The 13,308-nt window shown below is 73.3% G+C and carries 11 protein-coding genes; all 11 read left to right on the top strand.

Going from position 1 to position 13,308, the window contains the following annotated elements:
• Nucleotides 1–15: 15 nt before the first annotated feature.
• The 11 genes from hydA to OG906_RS08015 all read left to right on the top strand — a co-directional run bounded on the left by hydA (nucleotide 16) and on the right by OG906_RS08015 (nucleotide 13,274).
• On the top strand, nucleotides 16–1,434 hold the full coding sequence (gene hydA, locus OG906_RS08065) for a dihydropyrimidinase (RefSeq protein ID WP_329441291.1): 1,419 nt from the start codon (nucleotides 16–18) through the stop codon (nucleotides 1,432–1,434).
• An 11-nt stretch (nucleotides 1,435–1,445) separates the two neighbouring features.
• A complete protein-coding gene (locus OG906_RS08060; RefSeq protein ID WP_267796066.1) occupies nucleotides 1,446–2,447 on the top strand; it encodes a TIGR03842 family LLM class F420-dependent oxidoreductase in 1,002 nt (333 codons plus the stop codon).
• A gap of 181 nt (nucleotides 2,448–2,628) precedes the next feature.
• Nucleotides 2,629–3,453 carry an inositol monophosphatase family protein gene (locus OG906_RS08055; protein WP_267796067.1) on the top strand — a complete coding sequence of 275 codons (825 nt, stop codon included), beginning with the start codon at nucleotides 2,629–2,631 and terminating at the stop codon, nucleotides 3,451–3,453.
• A gap of 93 nt (nucleotides 3,454–3,546) precedes the next feature.
• Entirely contained in the window at nucleotides 3,547–4,971 is a 1,425-nt protein-coding gene (locus OG906_RS08050; RefSeq protein ID WP_267796128.1) for a phytoene desaturase family protein, read from the top strand.
• Entirely contained in the window at nucleotides 4,971–5,480 is a 510-nt protein-coding gene (locus OG906_RS08045) for an O-acetyl-ADP-ribose deacetylase (RefSeq protein ID WP_329441289.1), read from the top strand. Before OG906_RS08050 ends, OG906_RS08045 begins: the two co-directional genes overlap by 1 nt.
• Nucleotides 5,481–5,595: 115 nt before the next feature.
• Complete coding sequence (recQ, locus tag OG906_RS08040) at nucleotides 5,596–7,596, top strand: DNA helicase RecQ (protein WP_329441287.1); 2,001 nt, start codon at nucleotides 5,596–5,598, stop codon at nucleotides 7,594–7,596.
• Nucleotides 7,597–7,805: 209 nt separating this feature from the next.
• Nucleotides 7,806–8,375 (top strand): toxin, encoded by a 570-nt coding sequence (locus OG906_RS08035; protein WP_267796070.1) that lies wholly within the window; start codon nucleotides 7,806–7,808, stop codon nucleotides 8,373–8,375.
• The gene (locus OG906_RS08030; protein ID WP_329441284.1) at nucleotides 8,372–9,586 is read left to right on the top strand and encodes an MAB_1171c family putative transporter; all 1,215 of its coding nucleotides are present in this window, start codon (nucleotides 8,372–8,374) and stop codon (nucleotides 9,584–9,586) included. Before OG906_RS08035 ends, OG906_RS08030 begins: the two co-directional genes overlap by 4 nt.
• Nucleotides 9,583–10,485: a DNA-binding protein gene (locus OG906_RS08025; protein WP_329441282.1), complete on the top strand. Its 903-nt coding sequence runs from the start codon at nucleotides 9,583–9,585 to the stop codon at nucleotides 10,483–10,485. Before OG906_RS08030 ends, OG906_RS08025 begins: the two co-directional genes overlap by 4 nt.
• A gap of 69 nt (nucleotides 10,486–10,554) precedes the next feature.
• Nucleotides 10,555–11,040 carry a DUF3574 domain-containing protein gene (locus OG906_RS08020; protein ID WP_063839593.1) on the top strand — a complete coding sequence of 162 codons (486 nt, stop codon included), beginning with the start codon at nucleotides 10,555–10,557 and terminating at the stop codon, nucleotides 11,038–11,040.
• Between the two features lie 164 nt (nucleotides 11,041–11,204).
• Nucleotides 11,205–13,274: a SpoIIE family protein phosphatase gene (locus tag OG906_RS08015; RefSeq protein ID WP_329441276.1), complete on the top strand. Its 2,070-nt coding sequence runs from the start codon at nucleotides 11,205–11,207 to the stop codon at nucleotides 13,272–13,274.
• Nucleotides 13,275–13,308 lie beyond the last annotated feature (34 nt).

Raw genomic sequence — 13,308 nt, 5'->3', positions numbered from 1 at the left:
CCGGGGGAGACGTACATGACCACCCGCACCCTGATCCGCGACGGCCTCGTCATCACGGCCGCCGACGAGCTCCACGCGGACGTCCTCATCGAGGACGGCCGGGTGGCGGCGCTCGCGGCCCACGGCTCGGCCACCGCCGAGGCCTGGGCCTCCCCCGACCGCACGACGGTGGACCGCACCATCGACGCGAGCGGGAAGTACGTCATCCCCGGCGGGGTCGACGCGCACACCCACATGGAACTGCCCTTCGGCGGGACCGCCGCGTCCGACACCTTCGAGACGGGCACCCGGGCCGCCGCGTGGGGCGGCACCACCACCATCGTCGACTTCGCGGTGCAGACGATGGGCCAGTCCCTGCGCCAGGGCCTCGACACCTGGTACGAAAAGGCCGACGGCAACTGCGCCGTCGACTACGGCTTCCACATGATCCTGTCGGACGTCAACGAGGGCACCCTCAAGGAGATGGACCTCCTGGTGGGGGAGGGGATCACCTCCTTCAAGCTCTTCATGGCCTACCCCGGGGTGTTCTACAGCGACGACGGGCAGATCCTGCGCGCCATGCAGCGGGCCTCCGGCAACGGCGGGCTGATCATGATGCACGCCGAGAACGGCATCGCCATCGACGTCCTCGTCGAACAGGCCCTCGCCCGCGGGGAGACCGACCCCCGCCACCACGGCGAGGTCCGCAAGGTCCTCCTCGAAGCCGAGGCGACCCACCGCGCCATCCAGCTCGCCCGGGTGGCCGGCTCCCCCCTGTACGTGGTCCACGTCTCGGCCGAGGAAGCGGTGGCGGAACTCGCCGTCGCCCGCGACAAGGGCCTGCCCGTCTTCGGCGAGACCTGTCCGCAGTACCTGTTCCTGTCCACCGACAACCTCGCGGAGCCCGACTTCCAGGGCGCCAAGTACGTCTGCTCCACGCCGCTGCGCCCCCGCGAACACCAGGCGGCCCTGTGGCGGGGCCTGCGGACCGACGACCTCCAGGTGGTCTCCACCGACCACTGTCCGTTCTGCTTCCGCGGCCAGAAGGAGCTCGGCCGCGGGGACTTCTCGAAGATCCCCAACGGGCTGCCCGGCGTGGAGAACCGCATGGACCTCCTCCACCAGGCCGTCCTCGACGGACACATCACCCGCCGCCGCTGGATCGAGATCGCCTGCGCGAGCCCGGCCCGGATGTTCGGCCTCTACCCGCAGAAGGGCACCATCGCGCCGGGCGCCGACGCCGACATCGTCCTCTACGATCCGCACGCCGAGCAGGTCATCTCCGCCGAGACGCACCACATGAACGTGGACTACTCGGCGTACGAGGGCAAGCGGATCACCGGACGCGTCGACACCGTGCTCTCGCGCGGCGAACTCGTCATCGACCGGCGCGAGTACACGGGACGAGCCGGCCACGGAGCCTTCGTCCCCCGCTCCACCTGCCAGTACCTGTAAGGAGCCGACCCATGGACTTCGGCCTCGTCCTCCAAACCGACCCGCCCGCCTCCGGGGTCGTCAGCCTCATGCGCCGCGGCGAACGCAACGGCTTCCGCTACGGCTGGACCTTCGACTCCGCCGTGCTGTGGCAGGAGCCGTTCGTCATCTACAGCCAGATCCTCGAACACACCCGGCTGATGCGCGTCGGACCGATGGTCACCAACCCCGGAACCCGCACGTGGGAGGTCACCGCCTCCACCTTCGCCACCCTCAACGACATGTACGGCAACCGCACCGTGTGCGGGATCGGCCGCGGGGACTCCGCGATGCGGGTCGCCGGACGCAAACCCAACACCCTGGCCCGGCTCGGTGAGGCCATCGACGTCATCCGCGACCTCGCCGAGGGCCGCGAGAGCGAGGTCGACGGGCAACGCCTGCGCATCCCGTGGATCCGCGACGGGGAACTGCCCGTCTGGATGGCCGCGTACGGACCCAAGGCACTGGCCCTCGCCGGCCAGAAGGCGGACGGGTTCATCCTCCAGCTCGCCGACCCCTACCTCACCGAGTGGATGGTCAAGTCGGTCCGCGAGGCCGCCACGGCGGCCGGCCGCGACCCCAACGCGATCACCATCTGCGTGGCCGCCCCGGCCTACGTCGGCGAGGACCTGGACCACGCCCGCGACCAGTGCCGCTGGTTCGGCGGCATGGTCGGCAACCACGTCGCCGACCTCGTCTCCCGGTACGGCGAGCACTCCTCGATGGTCCCGGACGCCCTCACCGAGTACGTCAAGGCCCGCCAGGGCTACGACTACAGCCACCACGGCCGCGCCGGGAACCCGTCCGCCGACTTCGTCCCCGACGAGATCGTCGACCGGTTCTGTCTCCTGGGCCCGCCCGAGGCCCACATCGAGAAACTGCGCACCCTGCGCGACCTCGGCGTCGACCAGTTCGCGGTGTACGCCATGCACGACGCGCGCGAAGCCGTGATCGACGCCTACGGAGAGCACGTCATCCCGGTGCTCGCCGGCTGAGCAGGCACCGACGGGACGGGCCGGCCGGGGAGGACGCCGGTACGGGACGACCCGCGACCCTCCGCGGGCCGTCCCGCACCGCGGCGCCACCGGGCCGGTTCACCCCGGCTTCACCCCGTGTCCGGGCGCCCGTCGGGGACCGTCGGTGGGGTTTGTCGGACCGGCGTGCTTTGCTGGGCGCATGATCGATGAATTCCTGGCCCATGACCTGTCCGCCGTCGAGGAGGCCGTCCGCGAGGCGGCCGCGGTCGAGATCATGCCGAGGTTCCGGCAGCTCGCGGACCACGAGGTGGACCAGAAGAGCGGCCCGCACGACCTCGTGACCGTCGCCGACCGCAGGGCCGAGGAGCACCTGACGGCCGCCCTGACGAAGCTGCTGCCCGGCTCGGCGGTGGTCGGCGAGGAAGCGGTGCACGCCGACCCCACCGTGTACGAGGCGCTGCGCGCCGACGCGCCCGTCTGGATCGTGGACCCCGTCGACGGCACCCGGCAGTTCGTCGCCGGCGACCCCAACTTCTGCACCCTGGTGGCGCTGGCCGTGCGCGGGGAGATCCTCGCCTCCTGGACCTTCGCCCCGGCCCTGGACGAGCTGGCCACCGCCGTGCGCGGACAGGGCGCGCACGTCAACGGCGCGCGCATCCACAGCGGTTCGCCGGAACCGGGCGCCGACCTGCGGATCGCCATCGCCCACCCGCTGTACACCTCGGAGGAGGACAAGCGGCGGCTCGCCCGGCTCGACGTCCCCGGGGTCGCGGCCCGGCCGTGCGGTTCGGCGGGCCTGGAGTACCTGAAGGTGGCGCGCGGCGAGATGGACGGCCTGGCCTTCACCTGGCCCTCGGCGTGGGACCACGCGGCGGGCCTGCTGCTGGTCGCGGAGGCGGGTGGCGCCCAGACCACGGTCGACGGGGTCCCCTTCCGAGTGGACCGGGACAACGCGCTGCCGTTCGCGGTGGGCCGCGACGAGGCCACCGCCGTCCGCGTCCGCGACCTCCTGCGCGGAGCGTGAGCGCACCGCCGCACCCCGGATCCGTGCGGGCGCGACCCATATCCTGGACGTGATGCCGCATCCTGTGGGCGGAGCCGCCGCCGGACGAAGGAGCTGTCAGTGTCGTCGATTCTCGACGCAGTCGTGGTGGGGGCGGGGCCCAACGGCCTGACGGCCGCCGTCGAACTGGCCCGGCGCGGCTTCTCGGTGGCCGTGTTCGAGGCGAAGGGGACCGTCGGCGGGGGAGCCCGGACGGAGGAACTCACCCTCCCCGGCTTCCGGCACGACCCCTGCTCGGCCGTGCACCCGCTCGGCGCCGGCTCCCCGGTGTTCGCGACGATGCCGCTCAAGCGGTACGGCCTGGAGTGGCTGCACGCCCCGCTGCCGATGGCGCACCCCTTCGACGACGGCACGGCCGCGGTGCTGTCCCGTTCCGTCGCGGAGACGGCCGCCTCCTTCGGGCCCCGCGACGCGGGCACCTACCGCCGACTCGTCCAGCCGTACCTCGGCAAGTGGGACACCCTGGCACGGGACTTCATGTCGCTGCCCTCGACCGCGCTGCCCCGCGACCCGCTCACCCTGGCCCGGTTCGGGCTGGACGGGCTGCCGCCGTCCACCTGGCTGCTGCGCCGCTTCCGGGACGACCGGGCCCGCGCCCTGTTCGCCGGGCTCGTCGCCCACGTCATCGCCCCGCTCGGCGGCATCGGAACCAGCGCGGTCGGACTGGTCTTCGCCCTCGCCGCGCACGCGGGCGGCTGGCCGATGCCGCGCGGCGGTTCGCAGTCCATCTCGGACGCCCTCGCCGCGTACCTGCGCGACCTCGGGGGAAGCGTCCACACGGACTTCGAGGTCAAGCGGCTCGACGACCTGCCCCCGGCCCGCGCGTACGTCTTCGACACCTCGCCGACCGCGCTGGCCCGCATCGCCCGCCTGGGGCGCGTCTACGACGGCTACCGGTACGGCGCCTCCGTGTTCAAGATCGACTACGCCCTGGACGGGCCGGTGCCCTGGACCGCCGAGGAACCCCGCCGGGCCGGCACCGTACAGATTGGCCCGCGCACCCGCGACATCGACGCCGCCCTGCAACTGGCCTCGGGCGGCCGGGCCCCCCGTACCCCCTTCCTGATCACCGCCCAGCCCAGCCTCGTCGATCCCGGCCGGGCCCCCGAGGGCAAGCACACCTTCTGGACGTACGGGCACGTGCCGGCGGGCTGGGAGGGCGACCTCACCGACGCCGTCGAGCGCCAACTGGAGCGCTTCGCCCCGGGGTTCCGCGACCTGGTGCTGGCCCGCGCCACCGCGGGCCCGCCCCGGCTCGCCGCCCGCAACGCCAACTACGTCGGCGGAGACATCGCCTGCGGCGCCGCCTCGGGCCTGCAACTGCTGCTCCGCCCCAAGATCAGCCTCTCCCCGTACACCACCGCCCACCCGGCGGTGTTCCTGTGCTCCTCCGCCACCCCGCCGGGCCCCGGGGTCCACGGGATGTCGGGGCACAACGCGGCCAAGGCCGTCTGGCGTCACCTGCGGAAGGAGGCCTGATGTCCGCGCGCATCACCCTGGTCCGGGGGGACATCACCACCGAGGAAGTGGACGCGGTGGTCAACGCGGCCAATTCCTCGCTGCTCGGCGGCGGGGGAGTGGACGGGGCCATCCACCGGCGGGGCGGCCCGGAGATCCTCGCCGCCTGCGAGGACCTGCGGCGCTCCCACTACGGCAAGGGCCTCCCGACGGGCCGGGCCGTCGCCACGACGGCGGGCCGGCTCCCGGCCCGGCACGTGATCCACACCGTCGGACCGGTCTGGTCCCCGGGCGACGACCGCTCGGAGCTGCTGGCGTCCTGCTACCGGGAGTCGCTGCGGGTCGCGGACGAGCTGGGCGCCCGCACGGTCGCCTTCCCGGCCATCTCCACCGGGATCTACGGTTGGCCGATGGACGACGGCGCGCGGATCGCGATCGAGACGGTGCGGGCATCGGACACCTCGGTGGAGGAGGTCCGCTTCGTGCTCTTCGGGACCGAGGCGTACGAGACCTTCGCCGCGGCCCTGTGATCCGTGTCCCGACCGGGTCCGTCCCCCGCCGGCGGTCCCCGGCCGGTCGGCCGGGGACGGACCGGGCCGGCCGATCATGGACCCCGGTGTCGGAGACGGTCGCTAGGCTTCCGGTATGACCCTTTCGGACGCGCCCACTGAGATCCCCGACGCCTTGCAGGTGCTCCACCGGGTCTTCGGCTACGACTCCTTCCGCGGCGAGCAGCAGGAGATCATCCAGCACGTCGTCGACGGCGGCGACGCGCTCGTTCTGATGCCCACCGGCGGCGGCAAATCGCTCTGCTACCAGATCCCGGCGCTGGTCAGAGAGGGCACGGGCGTGGTGGTCTCGCCCCTGATCGCGCTCATGCAGGACCAGGTGGACGCCCTCACCGCCCTCGGGGTGCGGGCCGGCTTCCTCAACTCCACCCAGGACGCGGACGAGCGCCGCGGCGTCGAGCAGGCCTTCCTCGCCGACGAGCTGGACCTGCTGTACCTGGCGCCCGAGCGGCTGCGCACCGAGGGGACGCAGCGGCTCCTCGACCGGGGCAAGGTCTCGCTCTTCGCGATCGACGAGGCGCACTGCGTGGCGCAGTGGGGTCACGACTTCCGCCCCGACTACCTCGCCCTGTCGATGCTGCACGAGCGCTGGCCCAAGGTGCCGCGGATCGCGCTGACCGCGACGGCCACCGAGGCGACGCACGGGGAGATCGCGACGCGGCTGGGGCTGGAGGAGGGCCGACACTTCGTCGCGAGCTTCGACCGGCCGAACATCCAGTACCGGATCGTCCCCAAGAACAACCCGCTCCGGCAACTGCTGGACCTGATCCGCACCGAGCACCCCGGGGACGCGGGGGTCGTCTACTGCCTGTCGCGTTCCTCCGTGGAGAAGACGGCGGCGGCCCTGGCGGAGAACGGCATCGACGCCGTGGCCTACCACGCGGGCATGGACGCCCGCACCCGTGCGGCGAACCAGTCGCGGTTCCTGCGCGAGGACGGGGTCGTGGTCGTCGCCACCATCGCCTTCGGCATGGGCATCGACAAGCCGGACGTGCGGTTCGTGGCGCACCTGGACCTGCCGAAGTCCGTCGAGGGCTACTACCAGGAGACCGGCCGCGCCGGCCGCGACGGCGAGCCGGCCACGGCCTGGCTGGCGTACGGCCTCCAGGACGTGGTCCAGCAGCGGAAGCTGATCGAGGGCTCCGAGGGCGACGACACCCGCCGCCGTTCGCTGGCGGCCCATCTGGACGCGATGCTGGCGCTGTGCGAGACCGTCGACTGCCGGCGGATGCGACTCCTGGCGTACTTCGGCCAGTCCGGCGAGCCCTGCGGCAACTGCGACACCTGTCTGACCCCGGCCGAGTCCTGGGACGGGACGGTCGCCTCGCAGAAGCTGCTGTCCACCGTGTGGCGGCTGGCCAACGAGCGACGGCAGAAGTTCGGCGCCGGGCAGATCATCGACATCCTCCAGGGGAAGAAGACCGCGAAGGTCATCCAGTTCGACCACGACGGCCTCTCGGTGTTCGGGGTCGGCGCGGATCTCGGCACCGCCGAGTGGCGCGGGGTCGTACGACAACTGCTCGCGCTCGGACTGCTCGCCGTGGAGGGCGAGTACGGCACGCTGGTCCTCACCGAGGCCAGCGGCGAGGTGCTGGGGGGCCGGCGCACCGTCCCGCTGCGCAAGGAGAAGGCCGCGCCGGCCGGCGCGGGCCGCAAGGAGTCCGGGTCCCGTTCCGGGAAGGGCGCACGCGTTCCCGTCGACCTGCCCGCGGCCGCCGTGCCGCTCTTCGAGGCGCTCCGCGCCTGGCGGGCCGAGACCGCGCGGGAGCAGGGCGTGCCGGCGTACGTCGTCTTCCACGACGCGACGCTGCGGGAGATCGCGACCCGACTGCCCGGCACCGCCGGCGAGCTGGGGGAGATCAACGGCATCGGCGAGGCGAAGCTCACCAAGTACGCCGAGGGCATCCTGGCCACGCTGGCCGCATCGGGCGGCGCGTCGCCGGCGGCGCAGGACGCCCCGGCCCCCTCGGCGTCCTCGCCCGCACCCGCGCGGGACCGCTCGGAGCCGCCGCACGACGAGGAAGAGCCGCCCTTCGACATGGACGAGGCCGACGCCCCCTGGGACGACTGGCAGTAGACGCGGGGGAGCGGTCGCTCCCCGAAACGCCCGCCCGGCCCGCTGTCGCCCCTCGACGGCGGGCCGCGCCCGCGCGTGGCCGGATGGAACCCACGCCACGCGGCGGCGAGTTGTGCGTGTGGCATCATGACCGCGTTGTCTGCCCGGGGATCACGAACCTCGGGCCGCGAGGGCGGCCGCCGAGTTTCGCCGGAGGACTGAGGATGAAGGTGCCTGGCTCTGCGTTACCGGCCTCGGAGGACAGGCAACTCAGACGGCGACTCAAGAAGGTCCGCCGCGCCTGCGAGGAGATGCTCGCGGAGTGGGGCATGGAGCACGGCTGCGGAATCGAGGAACTCCACGGGTACCTCAGCGAACAGCGCGGGCGGCCCATCCACCTCGTTCCGACGACCTTCCCCGAACGCCATCTCCTCGGCATCTGGCTGAAGTTGGACGACTTCGACGTCGTCGCCTTCGAGAAGTCGGCCTCGCCCGCCCACAAGGAACACATCATCGCCCACGAGCTGGCCCACATCGCCTTCGCGCACCGGGGGTCCGTGCGGCTGGACGGCGTCGAATCCGGTCCGCTGTTCGCGGACGTCGACCCCGCGGCCGTACAGGGCGCGCTCATGCGCTCCCGCTACAGCGACGGCGAGGAGCAGGAGGCCGAGACCATGGCCTCCCTCATCCTGGCCCGGGCCACGAAGCGTTGGGTCGAACAGGCCTGGGCCGTCCCGGAGGAGGCCGCCGACGTCCTCGCCCGCATCGAACGCGGCCTCGGAAAGCCGGACCAGCAGTGACCACCCTCTACACCGTCCTCGCCTGGGTCTGCGCCTTCGTCGGACTCGCCGCGTTCGCCTACCGGCTCCCGGACCTGCTGCGCCGCCGGCACGACGTCGCGCTGTGGGCGCTGTGCGTGTACTTCCTGTGCTCCGGCATCAGCTTCCTCGTCGACCTGGACCAACTCCGCCTGCACATCTCGGACTTCTTCGGCCTGCCCAACATCACCTCGCTGATCACGCAGGCCGCGGTGGTCGTCCTCACCGCCGCGCAACAGGTCGTGCTCGTCCACTGGTCGGCGCCCCCCGACCAGGCCCGCCGGATGGCCCGACAGCGGGTCCTGTTCTTCGGCGCGGCGCTCTGCGTGCTCGTCGTCGCCTCCTTCGCCGTCGGCCCCGTGGCCCAGTCCGAGACGGCGACCTCGACGATCCTGCTGAGCATCCAGGACGGCCGCTACGCGCTGTACATGTTCTTCTACCTGCTGATCTGCGCCGTGGGGCAGGCGGAGACCGTGCGGCTCTCGCTGCGGTTCACCAAGGTCGCCAACCGGACGTGGCTCGCGGCCGGCATGCGCACCGTCACCCTCGGCGCGAGCCTCATCCTGGTCTACTGCGTCACCCGGAGCATCCAGATCGCCGGCACCCGACTGGACTTCGACGGAGCGGCACTCGACCCCGTCCAGTGGACGTGCGGCAGCGTCGGGGCCCTGCTCCAGGTCACCGGATGGACCATCCCCTCCTGGGGGATCCACCTCACCCGCGTACGCGCCTGGATCCGCAGCTATCGCGCGTACCTGTGCCTGCGCCCCCTGTGGCGCGCCCTCCACCAGGCCCTCCCCGACATCGCGCTGGACCCGCCCAGGTCGTGGCCGCGCGACCTCCTCCCGCCCAGGGACCTGCACTACAGCCTCTACCGCCGCGTCATCGAGATACGCGACGGGCAGCTCATGCTGCGCACCTCGCTGTCCTACGACGAGTTCTCCCGGGTCGCCCGCTCCCTCGACCTCCCCGACGACCCGACCTCGCCCCTCGGCGAGGCCCTCCAGGTCCGGGCCGCCTTGAGCCGTTCCCCCGAGGAGGGGACCGAACCGGACGACGCGTCCGGGATCCCCGCGCGCCCGCCGTACGAGGACTTCCGCGAAGAGGTGCAGTGGCTGACCCGGGTCGCCTCGTCGTTCACCGCCCTGGGCCAGGACGACCGCTTGCCCGCCACGCGGACCGGCACGCCGTGACGCCCTCCGCCGCCCGCACCGTGGAACGCCTCGTGGCCCTGGACGCCGCGCGGGGCGCGACGGCCGCGCTGCCCGCCGTACGCCGGGCCCTGCGGGACTTCCCCGAGCTGTCGGGCGACACCGCGCCCCCACGGGGCCGGGACGTCGACCGGGTCGCCGCCCTGGCCGAACTGAGCGAGGTCGTCGGCTGGATCCTCTTCGACGCGGGGCTCCACCGGCAGGCCCACCGCGCCAACGCACGCGCCCTCACCCTGACGGAGCTCTGCGGAGACCGCTGGACGCAGCGGCTCACCCTGCTCAACCACAGCATGCTCCAGACGGCCGAGGCGGACCCCCGGGGCGCCCTGGAGACGGCGGCCCGGGTGGCCGGCCCGCGCCCCCTGCCCGCCCGGGTGGACAGCCTCGTCCTCATCCGGCAGGCCCACGCGAGCGCCGTACTGGGCGGCCGGCGCGAGGCCCGCCGACTGATCTCGCGCGCCCGGAGCCGGTTCCTCGACGGACTGTCCCGGCACGACCCGCACTGGGCCTGGTGGATCGACGAGAACGAACTGCTCGGACACGAGGGCTGGGTCCTGGCCCGACTGGGCGACTGGGACCGGGCCCTGCCCCTGCTGCACCGGGCGGCCACGGCCCCCGGACCGTCCTACCGGCACCTGTTCGGCGCGGAACTCCTCGCCGCCCTGGCCCGCGCCGGGGCCTGGACCGAGGCGCTGGACCTCATCGCCGACCTGGCCCCGCGCGCCGCCGCCATCGGTTCCGCACGCACCACCCGGACCCTGGCGGGCGCCGCGAGCGGACTGCGCCGAGGAACGCGCGTCCCCGCGTCGCTCAAGGACGCGGCGGCCCACCTCCTGGAGTGCCTGCCCGCACCGGCGGCGCGGAGCCCCCGCCCGGCCTGAGACCCCTCCTCCACCGGATCACCGGGACTCCCCGGGCATCATCGCGACCCACACACAGACAGGGATCACATGCGCCACATCCGAATATCCATGCCCGCGGCGGCGGCCGTCCTCACGGCGGCCGTGCTCTTCTTCGCCGCCGGCAGCCCCGCGCTCGACACGGCCCCGCAGTCGCCGGTCGCCGCCTCGGTGGCGAACCAGGAACTGGCGCCGGGCAGCCGGGGCAGCGCCTACGTGTCCACCCACCTGTACTTCGGCACCGGGCGGCACAACGGCAACCCGCCGATCACCGAAGCGCAGTTCGACAAGTTCGTCACCGACGTGATCACCCCGCGCTTCCCGTCCGGCCTCACCCTCCAGGAGGCCCGCGGCCAGTGGCGGGACAAGGAGGGCGACATCAACCGGGAGAAGTCCTACGAGCTGACGGTCCTCTACCCGGTGGGCGAGGCCCGGGCGCGGGACGCCGACATCGAGTACATCCGCCGCCTCTACTGCAAGACCTGGGAGCTGGAGTCCGTGGGCCGCGCCGACGCGCTGGTCCGCGCCGACTTCTGACGGGGCCCGGGCCCGGCCCGCGGGTCCGGGCCCGACCGTCCCCGCAGCGCCGGGGCGCCCGGGCGGGGCGCCCCCCGCCCCGGTGCGACCGCAGCGCCCCGGGGCGAGCCCTCGGTTAGGGTGATTCGGAAGGAAACAGGCCCACCAGCGACGAGGTCGGTGCGTTGGACACTTACCGGTCGACGAGCGAGGTGCCGGACCCGCCGGTGGCGACGGTCGGCTATGCGGGAGTGCTCCGCGAGCTGCTGCCGATCGCCCTGTGGCGGGAGGACGCCGACGGCCGCGTCGTGGAGTGGTCGCTGGCCGCACAGGACCTGCTCGGCCACCGCCCCGAGGACATCCTCGGCCGCCCCGGCACCGCGGTCCTGGTGCCCGACGCCAACCGGGAGCTGGCCGACGACCTGACCCGGCGGGTCCAGGCGGGCGAGACCGTCGTCGGAACCCTTCCCGTGCGCCACCGGGACGGGCATCGCGTGACGATGGAGATGTGGATCGTGCCCGCCGCCGACCCGCAGGGGCGCACGGGCGCCCTGCTCATCGCCGTGGAGACCTCCGAAGTCCTGCACATGCGGGACTCCCTCGTCGCCCTCCAGAGCCTCTTCACCCAGTCCCCGATAGGCCTCGCCACCCTCGGCCCCGACCTGCGGTTCCTGCGCGTCAACGACGCCCTCGCCCGGATGAACGGGGTCTCCGCGGCGGCGCACCTCGGCCGCCGCCTCACCGAGGTGGTCCCCGGGGTCAACGCGGTGGCCCTGGAGGCCACGATGCGCCAGGTCCTCGACGGGGGCACCGCCGTCGTCGACGTCCGCCGCACCGGCCGCACCCCCGCCGACCCCGAGCACGACCGGACGTGGTCCTGCTCGTACGCCCCGTTGCTCGACGGGAGCGGGCGCAGGCTCGGCCTGATCGCCTCCCTCATCGACATCACCGAGGGCCAGCGGGCCCAACTGGAGGCCGAACGCGCCCGGACCCGCTTCGCCCTCCTCGCCGAGGCCGGCACCCGCATCGGCACCACCCTCGACCTCAGCCAGACCGCCCGGGAGATCGTCGACCTGCTCGTGCCCCAGCTCGCCGACTCGGCCGACGTACAGCTCCTGGAAGCCGTCCTCGACCCCGACGAGGCGACCGGCGGTACCTCCGCGCGCGGCCTCCTGCGCCGACTGGCCGCCGGCTTCCCCGATCCGACCGCGCCCACCGCGAAACTCGTCGCCGGGCAGACCTTCCAGGTCCCGGTCGGGACCGTGTACGAACGGGTCATCTCCGACGGCCGGCCCATGAACCTCTACCTCTCCGACATCCCGGCGCTGATCACCGACCCGCGCGCCGAACCCCTGCGCGACTACCTCGCCACCCTGGGGTCGGCGCGGCTGGTCCCGCTGGTCGCACGCGGCAAGGTGCTCGGCGCCGTGGCCGTGACCCGGGTGCGCGAACGCGAGCCCTTCGACGAGCAGGACTGCGTGCTCGTCGACGAGCTGGTGGCCCGCGCCGCCCTCAACATCGACAACGCCCGCATGTACACCACCCAGCGCCAGGCGGCCCTCACGCTCCGGCGCAGCCTCACCAACAGCGCCCTCCCCGAGGTCACCGGCCTCGAACTCACCGGCCGCTACCTGCCCGCCAGCGACCACGACGTGGGCGGCGACTGGTACGACGTCATCCAGCTGGCCGGCGGACGGACCGGCCTGGTCATCGGCGACGTGATGGGCCACGGGATCCACGCCGCGGCCGTCATGGGCCAGCTCCGCACCTCGGTGCGGACCCTCGCGCGCCACGACGTGCCGCCCGCGCTGATGCTCCGCTCCCTCGACGCGGTGGTCGCCGACCTGGGCGAGGACGAGATGGCCACCTGCGTGTACGCCGTCCTCGACCCGGCCGGCGGGGGCTGCGAGATCGCCCGCGCCGGCCACCCCCCGCCCGCCGTCGTCACCGCCGACGGCACGGTCACCTTCCTCGACGGACCGCCCGGGACCCCGCTGGGCACGGGCGGGCAGGACTTCCGCACCGAGGAGGTGCCGTTGCCCCCGGGGACCCTGCTGGCGCTGTACACCGACGGTCTGATCGAGTCCCGGGACTCGGACCTCGACCACGGCATGGAACGGCTGGCCCGCGCCCTCGGGCAGGCGGGACGGCCCCTGGAACAGCTCTGCGACGGGATCCTCGACCTGCTGCCCGCCGCCCCGCAGGACGACGTGGCCGTCCTGCTGGCCCGTACGGCGCACAACCCGCCCGCGTGACCCGGCGCGGCACCGCCACCGGGCCCCGCGCCAC

It is taken from the genome of Streptomyces sp. NBC_01426 (assembly GCF_036231985.1).
Taxonomy (GTDB): domain Bacteria; phylum Actinomycetota; class Actinomycetes; order Streptomycetales; family Streptomycetaceae; genus Streptomyces.
Note: the sequence above shows the minus strand (reverse complement) of the source record. Positions and strands in the feature narration are given on the sequence as shown.

Bases quoted from the DNA above. Each gene is read 5' to 3' on its own strand.
- OG906_RS08060 (WP_267796066.1), top strand. From the start codon at position 1,446: ATGGACTTCGGCCTCGTCCTCCAAACCGACCCGCCCGCCTCCGGGGTC.
- OG906_RS08020 (WP_063839593.1), top strand. From the start codon at position 10,555: ATGCGCCACATCCGAATATCCATGCCCGCGGCGGCGGCCGTCCTCACG.
- OG906_RS08045 (WP_329441289.1), top strand. From the start codon at position 4,971: ATGTCCGCGCGCATCACCCTGGTCCGGGGGGACATCACCACCGAGGAA.
- recQ (WP_329441287.1), top strand. From the start codon at position 5,596: ATGACCCTTTCGGACGCGCCCACTGAGATCCCCGACGCCTTGCAGGTG.
- hydA (WP_329441291.1), top strand. From the start codon at position 16: ATGACCACCCGCACCCTGATCCGCGACGGCCTCGTCATCACGGCCGCC.
- OG906_RS08055 (WP_267796067.1), top strand. From the start codon at position 2,629: ATGATCGATGAATTCCTGGCCCATGACCTGTCCGCCGTCGAGGAGGCC.